This window comes from Flavobacterium sp. R1_16 (assembly GCF_057652095.1).
In genome coordinates, this window is record NZ_JBYFCG010000001.1 from 848532 (window position 1) to 866391 (window position 17860).

The following is a 17860-nucleotide window of genomic DNA, read 5'->3' on the forward strand; positions in this document are numbered from 1 at the left end:
AAAAATATTTTTTGTTACAAATGTTTTGTTCTATTAACTGAATTTTAACTTTATACTAAATTATTGAAATTCAATACATCCTTCATGGTAAAAACACCTTTTTTGTCAACAATCCATTCGGCTGCGATAACAGCACCTAGAGCAAATCCGTCTCTATTGTGTGCAGTATGCTTTATCTCAATGGCGTCAATAGGTGAATTGTAAGTAACTGTATGTGTTCCTGGTACAGTACCAATTCTTTTGGCTTCAATATGTATTTCGTTAGAGTTGGGCTCTTCTAATGTCCATTTTGTGTAGGCACTATTTGCAATTACACCTTTTGCCAATGAAATTGCAGTTCCACTTGGAGCATCTAGCTTTTGGGTATGATGAATTTCTTCCATTGTTACCTTGTAGGTGTCAAATTTTGACATCATTTTTGCTAAAAGTTCGTTGAGTTCAAAGAATAAATTTACACCCAAACTAAAATTGGAACTAGAAATAAAAGCACCATTTTTTTCTTTGCATAGCGAAACCATTTCATCATAATGTTCTAACCAACCAGTAGTTCCAGAAATTACAGGAACATTTTCATAAAAACAACTCGAAATATTACTTACAGCAACAGCTGGAATACTAAAATCTATGGCTACATCAGCATTTGATAGCCCTTCATAAGTATTGAATTCATCTTTTCGTAAGACAATTTCGTGACCTCTTTCTAAGGCAATTTTCTCAATGGCTTGCCCCATTTTTCCGTATCCTAAAAGTGCTATTTTCATCAGAAAGTGTAGTTTAATGCAAGACCAAGGTTAGTCTTGTAGTTGATATCGTTTTGATCTATTTTTGGATGTAATGACAAGTTATCATTAACGTTGAATTGAAGTAAATGGGCATCAACATTGGCATCGACAATATTTAGAATATAAAAACCAACTGTCAATAATAGCGAAATATCTCTATTTCTTTGATGAAAGCGTTGAGCTTGAATCAGTCGAGCATTATCTAAATATTGGAATTTATCGTTATTGTAGCCTGCTAATCTATTTTTGTAGGCATCTCGATATTGATTGTACTTTCTGTTGTTCCAAGTATAATAATACAAACTCGTTCCCATTGCACCGTACACTAAAGGAATTTTCCAATATTTCTTGTTGTAGGCTTGACCCAAACCGGGTAATACGGCTGAATAAAATGCAGCCTTGGCTGGGGATAATGGATTAATTTCTTGACTTTTCACAGTGTCTTTTGCCACAAGTCCGGTTTCAGATTTTGCTTGTGCAAAAATCAAGACGTTTCCAAAGAACAGCAGTAATAGTATGGTTATATATTTGTGCACTAACCTTTTATCAATTTAATAATTCTATTAAAATCTTCTTCAGAGTGAAAAGGAATAGTTATTTTTCCTTTGCCATTTCCAGCAACTTTAATATCTACTTTTGTTCCAAAATAGCTTGAAATAGTTTTCTTTTGGTTTTCAGCAATTTCGAACGAACTTCCTTTTGGCGTTTTTGCAGGAACAGGTTTTAAACTTTCTTGATAGGTTTTTACCAGAGCTTCTGTTTCACGAACCGATAAATTTTGACTTACAATTTTTTGATAAATATCAGTTTGAACGTCTTGATCTTCAATGTTTATGATTGCTCGACCGTGTCCCATGCTTATAAATCCGTCACGAATTCCGGTTTGAATAATTGGGTCAAGTTTTAAAAGACGTAAATAATTGGCAATTGTAGAACGTTTTTTTCCTACTCGTTCACTCATCTGCTCTTGTGTTAATTGAATTTCCTCAATCAATCGTTGGTAGGAAAGCGCAATTTCAATTGGGTCCAAATCGTGTCGTTGAATGTTTTCAACCAATGCCATGATTAAGGATTCGTTATCATTTGCAATTCTGATGTAAGCAGGAATTACAGCTAATCCAGACATTTTTGAAGCACGAAGTCTTCGTTCACCAGAGATTAATTGGTATTTATTGAAATCAATTTTTCTGACAGTAATGGGTTGGATAACCCCTAATTCACGAATAGACGTGGCTAATTCTCTTAACGATTCTTCATTGAAATTGCTTCTAGGTTGAAACGGATTAATTTCAATGGAATCTATATCAAGCTCAATGATGTTTCCTACAACCTTATCTGCATTTTTGTCTTCAACCGACTGAATATTGTTTTCAGGGTCTTTCAATAATGCGGATAATCCTCTACCTAATGCTTGTTTCTTTACTATTTGTGTCATGCAAACCTACTTAACTGTTTTTTTGTATAATTTCTTGAGCTAGAAGTAAATAATTTGTAGCTCCTTTACTCGTAGCATCATAATTAATGATACTTTCTCCGTAGCTTGGTGCTTCACTCAGCTTAACATTTCTTTGAATTATAGTGTTAAAAACCATATCGTTGAAATGTTTTTGAACTTCCTCAACAACTTGATTGGATAATCGCAATCTTGAATCGAACATCGTTAGTAACAAACCTTCGATATCTAATTCTGGATTGTGAATTTTTTGTACACTTTTTATGGTGTTCAATAATTTCCCAAGACCTTCTAAGGCGTAATATTCGCATTGAATAGGTATTATAACTGAATTGGCAGCTGTCAATGCATTTAAAGTTAATAATCCTAAAGATGGCGCACAGTCAATTAAAATATAATCATAATTATCTTTAATGTTTTCTAGTGCTTGTTTTAGCATATATTCTCTACTTTCTTTGTCGACCAATTCTATTTCGATGGCTACCAAATCAATATGAGCAGCAATGACATCAACATTTGGAGCTGACGACTTAATGATTGCTTCTTCGGGACGATTACTGTGTTCAACGATTTGATACGTTCCAACGGTAACATTTTCAATATCAATCCCAAGACCTGAGCTTGCATTGGCTTGTGGGTCGGCATCGATAAGTAAAACTTTCTTTTCTAAAACTCCCAGAGATGCTGCCAAGTTTACCGAGGTTGTTGTTTTACCAACGCCTCCTTTTTGATTGGCTATAGCAATGATTTTGCCCATTTAATCTTTATAATTTTGAGCCGTAAAAATACAATTTTTTATGGTTTTTTCAAGGCTTATTTGTTAACAAAAGTTAATATTGAAACATTCTTAGTTTTTCTAACTTTTTTCTTGATTTTAAAATAGTTTTTCTATGTTTTATTGCAAAAAAAAAGAGAACTCAACGAAGTTCTCCTTTTTAATATTTGAAATTATTTATTCTTTTTTGCCTTAATCATCATTTCTAACATGTCCCACATTTCTTCAGGAATTTGTTCCAATAAATTAAACTGTCCCGCACCTTTCAACCATTCGCCACCATCTATTACTACTACTTCACCATTGATATAAGCTGAAAAATCAGATACTAAATAGGCAGCTAGATTCGCTAATTCTTGATGGTCGCCCATACGTTTCAGAGGGACTTTTTTGGACATATCAAATTTTTCGGCTAAGTCTCCAGGCAATAATCTGTCCCAGGCTCCTTTGGTTGGAAATGGGCCTGGAGCAATGGCATTGGAACGAATACCATATTTTGCCCATTCTACCGCTAAACTTTTTGTCATGGCAAGAACTCCTGCTTTTGCGGTAGCACTTGGCACCACATAGGCAGAACCTGTAAAGGCATAAGTCGTTACAATATTTAAGATTGTCGCTGACTCTTGTTTAGTGTCAATCCAATGTTTTCCAAAAGCTAGAGTGCAGTTTTTAGAACCTTTAAGCACAATATCAATTACGGTATCGAAGGCATTAGAAGACAATCTTTCGGTAGGAGAAATAAAATTTCCTGCCGCATTATTGAGCAAAACATCAACTTTTCCGAATGTTTTTAGAACTTCGTGAAGCATGTTTTCTACTTGATCATAATGACGAACGTCGCATTGAATCGGAAGACATTTTCCACTGGTTTGGCTATGCCCAGTTCGGCTTTGCCTCGTGTCTTTTTCAAGTTCGAGAGCAGTATTTTTGAGTTTTTCTATATCTCTTGATGTGATGGCAACTTTAGCGCCTAGCTCAAGAAAGTACTTGGTCATGGCTTTGCCTAAACCGCTTCCACCACCTGTTACTACTATTACCTTGCCTTTTAAGGCATCATCACGAAGCATTTTTGCTGAAAAGTCCATAGTTTTATTTTAATTTAAACGTAAAGATAGAAAATAGTTAGTATGCACGCATAATAAAGAGCTATATTTTTGATATTCTTTCTACCGCCTTAATTAATGTTTCATCGTCTTTTGCGAAACAAAACCGAATGCATTTTACGTCTCTGCCTCCAGCATAGAATGGAGAAAGCGGAATAGTAGCTACTCCATAATCGGTTACCAATCTTTTAACAAAATCTAAATCATGTTCTTTAGATATATTTTCATAGGAAGCCACTTGAAAATAAGTGCCTTCGCAGGGGTACAATTCAAACTTGGTATTTTCCATGAGATTCCTGAAGAAATCTCTTTTTTGTTGGTAAAAATTTCCAAGTTCCGAAACTTTCACGACATCAATATAATCGTTAATGGCATATTGGGCAATGCTATTTATGCTGAAAATAAGGAACTGATGCACTTTTTTAATTTCTATCATTAAAGATTCGGGAGCAACAACATACCCAATTCTCCAACCGGTAATATGCAAGGATTTCCCAAAAGAGGAAAGACATACACTTCTGTTCCAAAATTTTGGTCTATGATGTACCGAGATATGTTTGTTTTCGAAAGTTATGTACTCATATACTTCATCTGAAAGCAATATCACATTTGGATACAAATCTAGAAGTAGTTCTAATTGATTAAAATCATTTTCAGTCCAAATTTTCCCTGTAGGATTGTGAGGATTGTTAGTAATAATCATTTTGGTATTGCTGTTCATTGCTGCAGCAATTGCTTCCCAATTTGGTGAAAAATCATCGTTTAGTTCCAAACGAATGGGTTTACCCTGACATAACAAAACGGTGGGTTCGTAACTATCAAAACTAGGGTCTAAAATAATCACTTCATCATGAGGATGAATTAAAGCCTGGATGGTTGCAAAAATCCCTTGAGTAGCTCCAGCTGTAATTAAAATTTCGGTGCTAGAATTTACTTTTCGTTGGTATGAATTCTCAGTAAGAAGAGCAATTTTTTCTAATAAAGGGGAATAGCCTGACATAGGGAGATACTGATGTATTTCTTTTCCTGTCCATTGGGTAACTATGTTTTTTAATTTTTGATCAACAGGAAAATTAGGAAATCCTTGAGACAAATTTATGGCTTGGTGTTTGTTTGCCAATTGCGACATAGTGGTGAAGATACTTGTACCTGTATTTGGGAGTTTTGACATAGACTTTCTTTAGAAATCTAAAGATACATTTTTTACTTGATAGGCAAAAAAAAGCACCGCAAATTTGCAGTGCTTAAATTATAAAAATTCAGATATTATTTTTTGGTTGGTTCGGGCATATCAGAAGCTCCCATGTCTCTAATGCAAACATATTTGCCCTCTCTTTTTACGAAAAGGCTCATATAATTCCCTCTAAAAATAGTATTGTTAGTAGAATCTACAACTTTGTAACTCCCTATTTCAACTACTTGTTCACCATCGTTAGATGGAAAAATTTCATTTGCAGAAAATGAAATTTTATCTCCTTTGTTGAAAGAGGTCAAGTCGTCTTTTAATGATTTGTCTATGGCAAATTTTCCAACTAATGGCGGTCTGTTTTGAGAAAAACTAACAGCATCTTCTGCATAATATTCTTCTGAAGCAGCACTTCTAAGGTTGTACATTTCTGCCATTTTAGCCTCTATAGCTTCAATTTCTGCTTTGATTTTTTCTGAATCGACCTTTGAGTCAGAAAGTAAATCCATTTTTTTGGGATTACAGGCAATAACAAATAGTAATACCCAACATGATAAAATTCCTTTTAATATCTTGCTTTTCATAAAGTGTGTGTTAAAAATTAATTAATCAGGTTAAAACACAAGATTTAGGAAGACTAAAGTTAAGTATAATATGTTGAATTTTAGTAGTTTTGTCTCAAAAAAATGGATATTATTTTTTAGATAGGATAAGTAGATAAAGAGTTAATCTCTGTTTTTCTTTTTGCTTATTTTGAATTGATAGTTTGATTTTTTTAATGTACTTCTCCTTTCGTTTGCCCTTAATTTTAGGGTAACTTCGATGTTCATACCAACTCTTGTTAGATACTCATAAATTGGAGTATATGTTGGGTTGATTTGAGAATCCTGTTTTACGGGTTTTAAATCTGTTTTATTAGAGGTAGTTGAAGATACTTCATCTGACTTGGTGCTAGTAATTGTATTTGCTTTTTTTGGTGAAGGAAAATCAAAAGTCAATATAAATTGTTCTTTTTTTTGATTAATATCTACTTCAAAATTATTTATTATATAATTGTCTGATATAATTTTACTTTTTAAATCAAGAGCTTCATTTAAGATTGATTCATAATCAGTATTTTCAGTAGTAGTATCGTTCAAATAATTTATGATTTCTTCAATGGCATTTTCAGCATCATCATATTTAATGTATCCGTCCATTCCTACAAAAATAAGTGCAGCTTTAGAACCAATATCAAATTTTTTTGATAGATATACTTTTTGAAATGAGATTGTATTTAGATCCGTTTTAGAGAAGCTAGTAATGGCATAGGTATCATCTAAATGATGAAAATAATAGTCATTTTCCTGATTGGAATAAACAGGAATTCGGAAAGAATTTTCTTTTGTTTGTTTGATATACCCTACTAACCTCATTAAAAATAATTTTAAATAAAGCTAATCTATAGACAATGCTAAGGCATTATATCTTGAGATTTATAAGTTTACTAGGATATGGGACAACTAAAGTAAGAAAATAAATCAAATAAGTTCAATCTTTTTTTTATGATTAATTTCTTCTACTTATTTAATATCTCTAAAATTGTAATAGCTGCGTTGCTAATTTTTGTTCCAGGACCAAAGATTGCAACTGCTCCCGCATCGAATAAAAACTGATAATCTTGATGAGGAATAACTCCACCAACAATAACCATAATATCTTGACGATTGTATTTTTTGAGTTCTTCTATAACTTGAGGAACTAATGTTTTGTGTCCAGCAGCTAAAGATGAAATTCCCAAAATGTGTACGTCGTTTTCTACAGCTTGTTTTGCCACTTCGGCAGGTGTTTGAAATAAAGGACCAATATCTACATCAAATCCTACATCTGCGTAGCCAGTAGCTACAACTTTAGCACCTCGATCGTGACCGTCTTGTCCCATTTTGGCAATCATTATTCTTGGTCGTCTACCTTCTTTTTGAGCAAACTCATTGGCCAATTGTTTTGCTTTTTCGAAACTTTTATCGTCTTTAATTTCTTTACTATACACACCGCTAAAGGTTTTAATTTGTGCTTTGTATCTTCCAAAAACTACTTCTAAAGCAGCACTGATTTCGCCAAGAGTTGCTCTATTTCTTGCGGCATCGACTGCTAATTCTAGCAAATTGCCTTCATTATTTTGTGCACAAAGGGTTATTTTTTTTAGTGAATTATTTACTTTTTCAGTATCTCTAGATGATTTGATTCGTTCTAATTCTTTGATTTGTTGTTTTCGAACCATTTGATTGTCCACATCAAGAATATGCAAAGGATCCTCTTTTTCTAAACGGTATTTGTTAACTCCAACAATGATGTCCTGACCACTGTCGATTCTAGCCTGTTTTCTTGCGGCAGCCTCTTCTATTCGAAGTTTTGGAATGCCCGCTTCAATGGCTTTGGTCATTCCACCTAACTCTTCTACTTCTTCAATAAGTTTCCAAGCCTTTTGAGCGATTTCATGGGTTAAAATTTCAACATAATAGCTTCCAGCCCAAGGATCTACAGTTTTGGTTATTTTGGTTTCTTCTTGTAAGAAAAGTTGCGTATTTCGAGCGATTCTTGCAGAAAAATCTGTAGGTAAGGCAATAGCTTCATCAAGTGCATTGGTGTGCAACGATTGTGTACCTCCAAAGGCAGCAGCAGCAGCTTCAATACAAGTTCGCGAAACGTTATTGAAGGGATCTTGCTCTGTTAAACTCCAACCAGAGGTTTGACAATGTGTTCGCAATGCTAAAGATTTTTCATCTTTTGGGTTGAATTGTTTTACTAATTTTGCCCATATCATTCTAGCCGCACGCATCTTTGCAATTTCCATAAAATGGTTCATGCCAATAGCCCAGAAAAAGGATAAACGTGGTGCAAATTCATCAATTTTCATTCCAGTTGCTAATCCAGTTCGTATGTATTCTAATCCATCGGCTAGGGTATAAGCCAGTTCAATATCGGCGGTAGCACCCGCTTCTTGCATGTGATAGCCTGAGATAGAAATGGAATTGAATTTTGGCATTTTTTTGCTAGTATATTCAAAAATATCAGCAATGATTTTCATGGATGGAGTAGGAGGATAGATATAGGTATTACGCACCATAAACTCTTTCAGAATATCGTTTTGAATTGTTCCTGATAGTTGTTCTGGTGAAACGCCTTGTTCCTCTGCAGCCACTATATAAAAAGCCATGATGGGTAGAACTGCACCATTCATAGTCATTGAAACTGACATTTCATCAAGTGGAATTTGGTCGAATAATATTTTCATATCTTCAACGGTGTCAATGGCAACTCCAGCTTTTCCTACATCGCCCACCACTCGTTCGTGGTCTGAATCATAGCCACGATGGGTTGGTAAATCAAACGCAATTGAAAGTCCTTTTTGTCCTGCCGCAAGATTACGTCTATAAAAGGCATTACTGTCTTCAGCAGTTGAAAATCCTGCATATTGGCGTATGGTCCAAGGTCTGCGAACGTACATCGTGGCATAAGGACCTCTAAGGTAGGGTGCAAAACCTGCCCCGAAGTTAAGATGTCCAAGATGTTCAATATCTTGTTTGGAATAGGTTGTTTGTAGCTCAATATTTTCAGCCGTCATAAAGGTTTCTCTTTTTGAGACTTCTCTACTCGGATCTTTACTTTCGGATTTTAACGTTATATGTTGGAGATTTTTTCTCATTTTTTTTGAATTATTCTTTTTCCAACCGTTCTTGTTCTAGTTTTTCTGACAATCTTTTCTCTACAATAGGGCTAATTAGTGTTTTTCTTGGTTTGTTTTTTACAAAAGGAAACAGTTCTAAATCATGCTTCATTTTGTCGTCTTTATTAGGATATTTGTTAGTGCCTAATAGGATTTCTTTTCCTGAATCGAATAATTCTTGTTCCTTATCTGCACTTTCCTGAATTTTTCTTTTGATAATTCCCTCATTGAGTTGTTTCAAGAAACCGCCATTTGCCTCAATTTCTTTGAATAATGTCAAAGATTTTTCCGCTAATTGTTGGGTTAAACTTTCAATATAATAACTACCATCAGCTGGATTAGTAACCTTATCGAAATAGCTTTCGTGTTTTAAAACTAACAATTGATTTCGGGCAATACGATCGCCAAATTCATTGTCTTTATGATATAATGAATCATAAGGCAAATTGGCTATAGCGTCTGCACCTCCTAGTATTGCCGACATGCATTCCGTTGTGGTTCGTAGTAAATTTACATTGTAATCGTATAGTGTCTTGTTGCGTTTGGTTGGAGATACTAAAAAATGACAATCTAAATGGTGATTGTATTCTTTTGCTACCAAATTAAATAACAATCGTAAAGCTCTAAGTTTGGCAATTTCAAAAAAGTAATTGCCACCAACTGATAACTGAAAAACAATAGGCTGATTGATGGTTTTAATTCGATTAAAATACTCGTTAGCATGAGACAAACTATAAGCTATTTGCTGCACCATGTTGGCTCCTGCATTTTGGTACAAGCTGCTGTTGATACTCAAAAGGGCACTAGTACTAATTTGGTTAGAAAGAAGATTTAAGGTCTCAAAATTATCTTTTTCATTAGTTAGAAACCAATTTCCTTCTTTGGCAAGTTGTCCTATTGGGTCAAGATTACAGAAAATAGATGCTTGTTTTTCTTTGGCTATACTATCAATTTTTTTTACGAAATCGATTGAAAGAAAAGATAAATCGAAATAAATTGTTGCTTTCTCTAGAGGAAGGTTTTCAAGTAGTTTTCTTACATCGATTTTTTCATTATGAATCGTAAATCGAATGCTTTCTGCACCACGTTCAATACTTTTATTGCCTCTTGCAATTGATTTATCAAGATCGTGTACAAAAATATTTTGACAAATTTTGAATGAATGGTTTTCTCTGTTCGAATTATATGCACTATTAAATTCATCGACATGATAAAAAGGTTTTACTTTAATATCTTCAGGAGAATTCCAAATTAAAGTATCATTATAGTCGGCTCCTTTCAGTTCAAATTGTATTTGCTGTTTCCATTGTTTGGATGAAATTCCGTCAAATTCTTCGAATAAATTTTTTGCCATTACCTTAATGTGTTAACAAATCAGTTTTGCCGTTTTTTTACAGTGTCTCCTTCAAATTCTATAATGTAAATATCTTCACTATCTTTTTTCATGAAATATTTTTCTCGAGCATATTTTTCTATTTGAGTTGGATTTCTAAGTAGTTTGATGTTTTCTTGGTCTTTTTTAATTTCTTCTTGATAGTATTTTTTATTATCCTCTAATTCTTCAATTTCTTTGTTCAAAATTCTGTGATCAAAATAAGAATAGTTGTCTAAGAACAGCATCCAAACAGAAAAAAACAGCAAGACCCACATGTATTTATTGCTTAAAAATTTGAACCAAGAAGCATCTTTATACGGATTTGCCATTTGAATTTAGATTAGTATAAAAATAAGAAAAAATTACGATATTCTTTGATTAATTACAGCGCGAACTACATCAATGGCAACGGTGTTGTATTTGTCGTTTGGAATAATGATGTCAGCAAAAGCTTTTGTAGGTTCAATAAACTGCTGATGCATTGGTTTTAGTGTTGTTTGGTATCGATTCAATACTTCGTTCATGTCGCGACCTCGCTCAGCAATATCTCGTTTTAAACGACGAATAAGTCTTTCGTCTGAATCAGCATGGACAAATATTTTTACATCAAAAAGGTCTCTTAATTCGGGATTGGCTAATATTAAAATCCCTTCGACAATCATTACTTTTCTGGGATGTGTAACTACGGTGTCATCGGTTCTGTTATGCTTTAAAAAGGAATAAACAGGTTGGTTGATTGTATTTCCTGCTTTTAATTCTCTAAGATGCGAAACCAACAATTCAAAATCAATAGCTCGAGGATGATCAAAATTGATAAGTGCTCGTTCATCAAAACTCAAATTATGGGTTTCTTTATAATACGAATCTTGAGATATTATTCCTACTTCAGTCTGGGGTAATTCATTCATTATTTGGTGAACAACGGTAGTTTTTCCGCTACCTGTTCCTCCAGCAATTCCAATAATTAGCATACAATAGTTGTGTTATGTTAAGTTGTTACAAAAATAGGAATTTAATTTAGAGTGAATTTTGTTTTTCTTTGAAAATATTTTTTTCAAAAGCAGAAAACAAATTCTAAAAATATTTTGAATACCCATATATAGTAGTATATTTGCAACCTGAATTTCGGGGTGTAGCGTAGCCCGGTTATCGCGCCTGCTTTGGGAGCAGGAGGCCGCAGGTTCGAATCCTGCCACCCCGACAAAAAGACTATCATATGATAGTCTTTTTTTGTTTTTATTGATAAATCTTAAGGTATACGAGCTAAAATTTCTCCCCCATAGAAACCTGATTCATCGTTCAAAGGAGAGTTGTTTGAAAAAAATAAATACATATAATTTTCATTTGTACCAATGATGCATTTGTACTTTGTTATTTTATTCGAACCGTTTTTATATTCTAATTTTAAATTTTTACCAGGCTTTCTAATTATGGTATAAGTACCACCAGCATACCCTTCAATTTCATTGGAAATAAAGGTTTTGTTGCTTTTTAATTCTAGTTCGTAACCATTGTCAACGGTTAGTTTTATTGGGTTACCATTTTCATCTTGTTGGATGACGTCCGAAAAATATTCTACTAATTTCCATTTTCCCTGTATACTTTTAAATAAATCATCTCCAGAATCTGAGTCATTCGAACAATTCATGAACAAAAAGATTATAATAAGTAAACTAAATAGAGTTATATTTTTTCTCATTTGAAATATCTAGTAGTTAACTATTTACTGGTTGCAAAATTTTGTTTTTCAAATATAATAATTTATTTACGAGCCATTATAAATAGTCATGTTTTATAACTTCATTGTTAATTACTATTTTAATCAGTGATAAATAAATCGTTTAAAAAGTTAACTTTGCAACGCATTAAAAAAATACAATTATGTCTGATACAATTGAAAAAATAAAATGTTTAATTATAGGTTCTGGTCCAGCGGGTTATACGGCTGCCATTTATGCCGCCAGAGCAAATATGAATCCTGTGTTGTACCAAGGAACTCAACCTGGAGGTCAGCTCACCACTACTAATGAAGTTGAAAATTTCCCGGGATATGTTGATGGTGTTACTGGTCCTGAGATGATGATTCAGCTACAAAAACAAGCAGAACGTTTTGGAACTGATGTACGAGATGGTTGGGCAACAAAAGTTGATTTTTCTGGACCAATTCATAAAGTATGGATCAATGATACAAAAGAAGTGCATTGTGAAACGGTAATTATTTCGACAGGAGCATCAGCTAAATATTTAGGACTTCCGTCAGAACAGCATTATTTAAAAATGGGAGGAGGGGTTTCTGCCTGTGCCGTTTGCGACGGTTTTTTCTACAGAAATCAGGAAGTAGTTATTGTTGGTGCAGGAGATTCGGCTTGTGAAGAAGCACATTACTTATCGAAGTTATGCAAAAAAGTAACTATGTTAGTACGTAGTGAAAAATTCAGAGCTTCGAAGATAATGGAAGAACGTGTGAGAAAAACCGAGAATATAACCATATTAATGAATCACGATACCGTTGAAGTTGTAGGTGATGGACAGGTAGTAACTGCTGTGAAAGCTCTAAATAAAACACTGAATCAAGTCGTAGAAATTCCTGCGACTGGTTTCTTTGTAGCTATTGGTCATAAACCTAATACGGATATTTTTGCGGATTATCTTACTCTAGATGAAACAGGTTATATTGTTAATATACCTGGGACTTCTAAAACGAATGTAGCTGGAGTTTTTGTAGCAGGTGATGCAGCTGACCATGTATATCGTCAAGCTATTACTGCTGCTGGTACTGGATGTATGGCAGCTTTAGATGCAGAAAGGTATTTAGCGGCTTTATAATTATTTTCAGTTTATTGATAAATAAAGTAGCCCAAATTATTTTGGGCTATTTTTTTTGATGTTATTTAGAGTATACTTTTATTTATTCAGTGGTTTTTTGTACAAAGTGGCGCTGTCTACAAAATTTCGAAGGTCGATTTTTTGAGTACCAAATAGTTGTATTTCAGATTTTCCCGAAGCATCTATAATTGCTTTTGTATTGACTTGAATGCTACAATTAGCATATCCTTCTGTTGTAATTTCAGCATTTTTTGAGTTTAAGTTTTTCCCTGAAAATTCAGCATTATTGTCTAATCGTAGTTTTAAATTTATTGCATCTCCTTCAATTACTGCATTTGTTTTTTGATACATGTCGAAAGTTAATTGTGAGGATGAAATTAAGGCTTTTAAGCGCGAGTTTTTACTCAATTCAACAGTAGCTTGATCTGATTTTAGATTGAGCTCTATTTTTGATTTATCATTGGCCATTAAGGTAAAATCTTTTGTTTTTACATAGGCAAAGATTTTAGATTCATCAAAACTTTTAAAAGTAAAATCGTTCAAATTTATCTCTGCAAGTGCAGTAATATTCGATTTGTCTTTGGCAATTATCATTTTAAAATTGTCCGTATAAGTCACACGAACACTGAATTTTTTTGAACTAATTACTTCTTTAGTGCTTGATAGTTGGAGTACGCTACCGTTAACATTAATATCAATTATATCGTGAAGATTGTCATCGGCTTCAATTTCAACACTACATTTATCCCCTTTTATCAAAAATATTTCAAGATTGTCCTCTACTTCAAGATTCTCAAACGGTTTAACTTCCTTTTGTTCAACAGTTACTATTTTAGTGCCTTTTATTTTTTCTTTTTCTTGGCCTAGAACAGTAAGGTTGAATAAAAGTAAGAATATAATGAGTATTGAATTTTTCATGTTACTATATTTGCTTCAAATATAAAAAAAAATCATCCCTTTTGAGGATGATTTTAAAATTTAAAGATATTGTTTACTCTTTGTCGATATTCCCACCCGAACTTGTTTTTTTATCTAATTTTTTTGGAGTGTTGAAATAGATTATGTTTGCGCCACTTGAAGCTTCTGCCTTTAAACTTCTTAGCGGATAAACATTAATAGAACTTCCGCTTGAAGCATCTGCCTGAATATCATTTGACAACAATTCTTTAGCATCGATAGAACTTCCGCTTGAGGAAGTTGTTTCTAGGCTAATAGCTTTTCCTTTCACTATAATTTGGCTCCCGCTAGACGATTCACAATAGGCTTTATCAGCTTCAACGGAAACTTCTACTTTAGCACCACTACTACTGTTAATCGAAATGGTGTTACTTTTAAGAGTATTTCTAGATTGTAAATAAGCAGCGCTACTTACTTGAATTCCCTCAATAATAGGCATTTTGACGATTACTTTTTTAGATTTTACATTGTGATAATTGTTGATATCTGAGCTAATGTGTAGAATTCCATTTGTGACTTTTGTAATAATATGCTTTTGTAAATTATCATCGGCAATGACAGTTATGCTAGTAATATCACTTTGTTCAACAACAACTTCTAGGGCTTTTTCTACTTCAATGTTTTTAAAACTAGAATTGATTGAGCGGTTTTCAGTTGTAACATTGCCGCTACCTTCAATGCCTTTAAATTGACATGAAATAGAGAATATACTTAAAATTGCTAGGAGTATAGTCTTTGTGATTATTATTTTGGAAGCTTTCAACATGCTTATTCAGTTTTAATGGTTATTCCATCTTTATTTATTTTGACACTTTTAACTTCTTTATCAACTTCTTCTTTGTTTTGTTCTTTAATAAGAATTCCCTTTTCATTCAATGTGACACTTGTTGATGTTGAGTCGGCATCTGTATTTTCTACATCATTCCATTCATTTTCTTCTGGAGGACAATTCAAACATTTAACTTGAGAATTCCCCACTTTGTAGATGTAATCGTCAGAACTGAAGTGTAAATTAAAAAAAGAATCATCTGAATTGTCGTATTCTTGAACACTGCTATCTGGTTTTAAAAGCGTACCTTCTGGTAGGTATAATGATAATTCTACTTCTTGATCTCGGTATTTATTTTTAAAATCTGTTATCAAGTAATTGTCTAAAACGATTTTATTACCAATAATGCTGTATCCGTATCGTATTTTTTCAGCTGTTTTTCTTGCATCAGACAATGATTTTCCTTTGGCTTCTTTTTCAATTTGTAGGTAAGGTAGTTTTTCATCTGTTTTTAGAACATTCAAGCGCACTTGATTTGAGTAAATGACATTAGTGCCCAATGAATCTTCGGTAATCATAAAATTATTGTAGTCATGAACATCTTTGGCAAAATAATCGTTGTGTCTAAATTTAATGAACAATGTATCAGTGGCTTGCATTGTGATAGTTTCTTTTTTAACTACTCTTCCGTTGACTGCAAATTCGCTGGCTTGTTCAATACCAATACTGATTAAGATTCCAATTGTGATTAACCATAATGCTAGTAGTGTATATTTTGCAATATTTCCTATAGATTTCATACTTGGAGACAATAATTTGAAGCCTAGAAGCAGTAAAAAGAAGAATGGAATTCCGATTGCTAAAAACATTAAAACCCCAAATGCCCATATTGGATAATCAGAAAAATTACCAGCATTTATAAAATCTTGCCAAGGCAAATCTATGAATGCACTTGAACCTAGAGTAAATACTCCTATGAAAAGGATTACAAGTATGGCAAGACTAGCCATTATTAAAATCACACCTAATATTTTTGTGAAAATTTTAAAAATACTTAAAAACACTTCGCCAATTTCTCCAGCAAATTTTCCAAAACCAGTTTTAACTTGGTTTCCCATTTTGTCATAATTTGCATTTTTGAACTTATCTGAAACGTTCTCAAATTCTTCTCTAACTTTTTTCTCAATATTAGAAATGGTTATGGGTTCACCAGTCATTTCTAGTTTTTCAGAGGTGGTAACCGCCTCGGGCATTACAATCCACAGAATGATATAGGCTATAATTCCGAAGCTAGTTGAAGCTAAAATCAAGAACAAAATTTTAATCCAAACAGCATCTATACCAAAGTAGTGACCTAAACCGGTACAAACTCCTGCAATGGAACCTTTGTCTTTGTCTCTGTATAATTTTTTATGGACTCTATTTGTAGTATTGAAATTGTTTTTTTGAGGCTCGTCACCATCGGGATCAATTCTGTAATCTTCAGGTTGCCCCATTACAGCAATAATTTCGTCTAATTCTCTCAAATTAATGACTTGTTTGTCATTGGTATGTTTTTCCGAAACTAATTCTGCAATACGCATTTCAATGTCTTTAATTATTTCGTCTTGACCATTAGAGTCTGATAAAGAACGCTTTATAGCATCAAAATAGCGAGATAATTTTTGGTAAGCGTCTTCATCTATGTGAAAAAACATACCTCCTAGATTTATATTTACAGTTTTATTCATGACTTTTATTTTTGATTGGTTATTATGTTTACAGCATCTGAAAGTTCAGTCCAAGTGCTATTTAATTCGTTTAAAAATGTTTTTCCAATTTCGGTTAGGCCATAGTATTTTCGTGGAGGCCCAGAGGTGGATTCTTCCCAACGATAGTTGAGCAATCCATCGTTTTTTAGCCTTGTTAATAGCGGATAAACGGTACCCTCTACAACAAGTAGTTTAGCGTTTTTCAGAGTATCTAATATTTCTGATGTGTAAGCATCTTTTTCCTTTAGAACTGATAGGATGCAAAACTCGAGAACGCCTTTTCGCATTTGAGCTTTTGTATTTTCTATATTCATGATTTCATTGTGTTAATGGGGATTTTTTTATTCTTTTCGATAGCATTGTTTTAGTAGTTAAATGTTACTAATTGTTTGTTGGTACTATTTTTTTGAAAAGATTCTGCTTCGTCGTTCAAGTTAATTTTTTCAGGATATCCTGTGTAAGAAACTTTGGCTTCATCGGCTACTGTTACAGCGATAGCTTTTTCAACATATATTAGTGCTAATGATTTTCCGCTAGCATTCAAGACGATATTGGCAGCAACAAAGTTTTTAGCTTCAAGTAGGCTAGAATCTGATGCATTGATAATTGCCTTTTCTGTTTTACCAGACAAATTGATTTTTGAATTGTTTTCAAAATTTCCAACGAATGATGTTGTTTCTACACGACCGTTAAAAATAGTTCCAGAATTAGCAATTAATGTAGTTTTACCTTTAGTAATAATTATTCCAGAGAATTGTCCTTCAGATTTTAAATTGATAGCTAAATTTTCAGCTGAAATAGGATCTATTACAGTAATCTTTGCTTTTGAATTTGCAGCAAATGAAGTAATTTTTTCTGAGGATAAATATACCTTGATGTTTTTTGTTACCTCATTTTGATTTCCTTTTTTTAGTAAATAGATTTTTAATGTTTTTCCTTTTACTTCCGTGATTACATTTTTTAAAACAGATGAATTTTCTGCTTCGACTCTCAAAGAGGGTGTCTTGTTTTCATTGTAAATGAGTTCGATACCGTTCTTTACTTCAACTTTAGAAAATGAAGATAATGTTCTATTTTCTACTTCTTGACCTTTTGCTAGCATCCCAATTAGGAATAGACTTAGCGTTGTGATAATTTTTAACATGATTTCGTTTTTTTGATTGATGAATGATTTGAT

At 33.2% G+C, this 17860-nt stretch carries 19 protein-coding genes and 1 tRNA gene; 2 read left to right on the forward strand and 18 right to left on the reverse strand.

All coding sequences use genetic code 11. The features are described 5' to 3' along the window. Positions 1-50: 50 nt before the first annotated feature. From dapB to udk, 12 genes are all read right to left on the reverse strand, one after another. Positions 51-761, reverse strand: coding sequence for a 4-hydroxy-tetrahydrodipicolinate reductase (dapB, locus tag AC23L6_RS03625; protein ID WP_487562289.1), 711 nt, complete (start codon positions 759-761; stop codon positions 51-53). Then, the gene (locus tag AC23L6_RS03630) at positions 761-1318 is read right to left on the reverse strand and encodes a DUF5683 domain-containing protein (protein ID WP_487562287.1); all 558 of its coding nucleotides are present in this window, start codon (positions 1316-1318) and stop codon (positions 761-763) included. Before AC23L6_RS03630 ends, dapB begins: the two co-directional genes overlap by 1 nt. Next, positions 1318-2217: a ParB/RepB/Spo0J family partition protein gene (locus tag AC23L6_RS03635; protein WP_487562286.1), complete on the reverse strand. Its 900-nt coding sequence runs from the start codon at positions 2215-2217 to the stop codon at positions 1318-1320. Before AC23L6_RS03635 ends, AC23L6_RS03630 begins: the two co-directional genes overlap by 1 nt. 10 nt (positions 2218-2227) lie before the next feature. Further along, positions 2228-2992 carry a ParA family protein gene (locus tag AC23L6_RS03640; protein ID WP_487562285.1) on the reverse strand — a complete coding sequence of 255 codons (765 nt, stop codon included), beginning with the start codon at positions 2990-2992 and terminating at the stop codon, positions 2228-2230. 191 nt (positions 2993-3183) lie between these two features. Continuing rightward, positions 3184-4095 carry an SDR family oxidoreductase gene (locus tag AC23L6_RS03645; RefSeq protein ID WP_487562284.1) on the reverse strand — a complete coding sequence of 304 codons (912 nt, stop codon included), beginning with the start codon at positions 4093-4095 and terminating at the stop codon, positions 3184-3186. A 61-nt stretch (positions 4096-4156) separates the two neighbouring features. Next, complete coding sequence (locus AC23L6_RS03650; RefSeq protein ID WP_487562283.1) at positions 4157-5284, reverse strand: methionine aminotransferase; 1128 nt, start codon at positions 5282-5284, stop codon at positions 4157-4159. Positions 5285-5379: 95 nt separating this feature from the next. Then, the gene (locus tag AC23L6_RS03655) at positions 5380-5883 is read right to left on the reverse strand and encodes a YybH family protein (RefSeq protein ID WP_487562282.1); all 504 of its coding nucleotides are present in this window, start codon (positions 5881-5883) and stop codon (positions 5380-5382) included. Positions 5884-6024: 141 nt separating this feature from the next. Continuing rightward, complete coding sequence (locus AC23L6_RS03660; RefSeq protein WP_487562281.1) at positions 6025-6714, reverse strand: hypothetical protein; 690 nt, start codon at positions 6712-6714, stop codon at positions 6025-6027. Positions 6715-6857: 143 nt separating this feature from the next. Beyond that, entirely contained in the window at positions 6858-8984 is a 2127-nt protein-coding gene (scpA, locus tag AC23L6_RS03665) for a methylmalonyl-CoA mutase (protein ID WP_487562280.1), read from the reverse strand. A 10-nt stretch (positions 8985-8994) separates the two neighbouring features. Continuing rightward, on the reverse strand, positions 8995-10359 hold the full coding sequence (locus tag AC23L6_RS03670) for a methylmalonyl-CoA mutase subunit beta (protein ID WP_487562279.1): 1365 nt from the start codon (positions 10357-10359) through the stop codon (positions 8995-8997). Between the two features lie 20 nt (positions 10360-10379). After that, positions 10380-10709: an FtsB family cell division protein gene (locus tag AC23L6_RS03675; protein ID WP_487562277.1), complete on the reverse strand. Its 330-nt coding sequence runs from the start codon at positions 10707-10709 to the stop codon at positions 10380-10382. A 33-nt stretch (positions 10710-10742) separates the two neighbouring features. Further along, positions 10743-11351: a uridine kinase gene (udk, locus tag AC23L6_RS03680; protein ID WP_487562276.1), complete on the reverse strand. Its 609-nt coding sequence runs from the start codon at positions 11349-11351 to the stop codon at positions 10743-10745. A 155-nt stretch (positions 11352-11506) separates the two neighbouring features. Here udk and AC23L6_RS03685 point away from each other — a divergent pair. Next, a tRNA-Pro gene (locus AC23L6_RS03685) sits at positions 11507-11581 on the forward strand. Positions 11582-11629: 48 nt separating this feature from the next. On the opposite strand, the gene AC23L6_RS03690 is transcribed toward AC23L6_RS03685, so the two are convergent. Further along, positions 11630-12028, reverse strand: coding sequence for a hypothetical protein (locus tag AC23L6_RS03690; RefSeq protein WP_487562275.1), 399 nt, complete (start codon positions 12026-12028; stop codon positions 11630-11632). Between the two features lie 233 nt (positions 12029-12261). Here AC23L6_RS03690 and trxB point away from each other — a divergent pair, with 233 nt between their 5' ends. Then, positions 12262-13206 carry a thioredoxin-disulfide reductase gene (gene trxB / locus AC23L6_RS03695; RefSeq protein WP_487562274.1) on the forward strand — a complete coding sequence of 315 codons (945 nt, stop codon included), beginning with the start codon at positions 12262-12264 and terminating at the stop codon, positions 13204-13206. Between the two features lie 78 nt (positions 13207-13284). Here trxB and AC23L6_RS03700 read toward each other — a convergent pair whose 3' ends face one another. From AC23L6_RS03700 to AC23L6_RS03720, 5 genes are all read right to left on the reverse strand, one after another. Beyond that, positions 13285-14124 (reverse strand): GIN domain-containing protein, encoded by an 840-nt coding sequence (locus AC23L6_RS03700; RefSeq protein ID WP_487562272.1) that lies wholly within the window; start codon positions 14122-14124, stop codon positions 13285-13287. Between the two features lie 73 nt (positions 14125-14197). Beyond that, positions 14198-14929: a head GIN domain-containing protein gene (locus AC23L6_RS03705; RefSeq protein WP_487562271.1), complete on the reverse strand. Its 732-nt coding sequence runs from the start codon at positions 14927-14929 to the stop codon at positions 14198-14200. Between the two features lie 2 nt (positions 14930-14931). Further along, positions 14932-16662 carry a PspC domain-containing protein gene (locus tag AC23L6_RS03710; protein ID WP_487562270.1) on the reverse strand — a complete coding sequence of 577 codons (1731 nt, stop codon included), beginning with the start codon at positions 16660-16662 and terminating at the stop codon, positions 14932-14934. A gap of 5 nt (positions 16663-16667) precedes the next feature. Beyond that, positions 16668-16997, reverse strand: coding sequence for a PadR family transcriptional regulator (locus AC23L6_RS03715; RefSeq protein ID WP_487562269.1), 330 nt, complete (start codon positions 16995-16997; stop codon positions 16668-16670). Between the two features lie 50 nt (positions 16998-17047). Next, positions 17048-17827 (reverse strand): GIN domain-containing protein, encoded by a 780-nt coding sequence (locus AC23L6_RS03720; protein ID WP_487562268.1) that lies wholly within the window; start codon positions 17825-17827, stop codon positions 17048-17050. Positions 17828-17860 lie beyond the last annotated feature (33 nt).

Coding starts and splice junctions, on each gene's coding strand:
- AC23L6_RS03660 (WP_487562281.1), bottom strand. CDS start 6,714: ATGAGGTTAGTAGGGTATATCAAACAAACAAAAGAAAATTCTTTCCGA.
- AC23L6_RS03650 (WP_487562283.1), bottom strand. CDS start 5,284: ATGTCAAAACTCCCAAATACAGGTACAAGTATCTTCACCACTATGTCG.
- AC23L6_RS03635 (WP_487562286.1), bottom strand. CDS start 2,217: ATGACACAAATAGTAAAGAAACAAGCATTAGGTAGAGGATTATCCGCA.
- dapB (WP_487562289.1), bottom strand. CDS start 761: ATGAAAATAGCACTTTTAGGATACGGAAAAATGGGGCAAGCCATTGAG.
- trxB (WP_487562274.1), top strand. CDS start 12,262: ATGTCTGATACAATTGAAAAAATAAAATGTTTAATTATAGGTTCTGGT.
- scpA (WP_487562280.1), bottom strand. CDS start 8,984: ATGAGAAAAAATCTCCAACATATAACGTTAAAATCCGAAAGTAAAGAT.
- AC23L6_RS03710 (WP_487562270.1), bottom strand. CDS start 16,662: ATGAATAAAACTGTAAATATAAATCTAGGAGGTATGTTTTTTCACATA.
- AC23L6_RS03715 (WP_487562269.1), bottom strand. CDS start 16,997: ATGAATATAGAAAATACAAAAGCTCAAATGCGAAAAGGCGTTCTCGAG.
- AC23L6_RS03720 (WP_487562268.1), bottom strand. CDS start 17,827: ATGTTAAAAATTATCACAACGCTAAGTCTATTCCTAATTGGGATGCTA.
- AC23L6_RS03655 (WP_487562282.1), bottom strand. CDS start 5,883: ATGAAAAGCAAGATATTAAAAGGAATTTTATCATGTTGGGTATTACTA.
- AC23L6_RS03700 (WP_487562272.1), bottom strand. CDS start 14,124: ATGAAAAATTCAATACTCATTATATTCTTACTTTTATTCAACCTTACT.
- AC23L6_RS03705 (WP_487562271.1), bottom strand. CDS start 14,929: ATGTTGAAAGCTTCCAAAATAATAATCACAAAGACTATACTCCTAGCA.
- AC23L6_RS03690 (WP_487562275.1), bottom strand. CDS start 12,028: ATGAATTGTTCGAATGACTCAGATTCTGGAGATGATTTATTTAAAAGT.
- AC23L6_RS03670 (WP_487562279.1), bottom strand. CDS start 10,359: ATGGCAAAAAATTTATTCGAAGAATTTGACGGAATTTCATCCAAACAA.
- udk (WP_487562276.1), bottom strand. CDS start 11,351: ATGCTAATTATTGGAATTGCTGGAGGAACAGGTAGCGGAAAAACTACC.
- AC23L6_RS03675 (WP_487562277.1), bottom strand. CDS start 10,709: ATGGCAAATCCGTATAAAGATGCTTCTTGGTTCAAATTTTTAAGCAAT.
- AC23L6_RS03645 (WP_487562284.1), bottom strand. CDS start 4,095: ATGGACTTTTCAGCAAAAATGCTTCGTGATGATGCCTTAAAAGGCAAG.
- AC23L6_RS03640 (WP_487562285.1), bottom strand. CDS start 2,992: ATGGGCAAAATCATTGCTATAGCCAATCAAAAAGGAGGCGTTGGTAAA.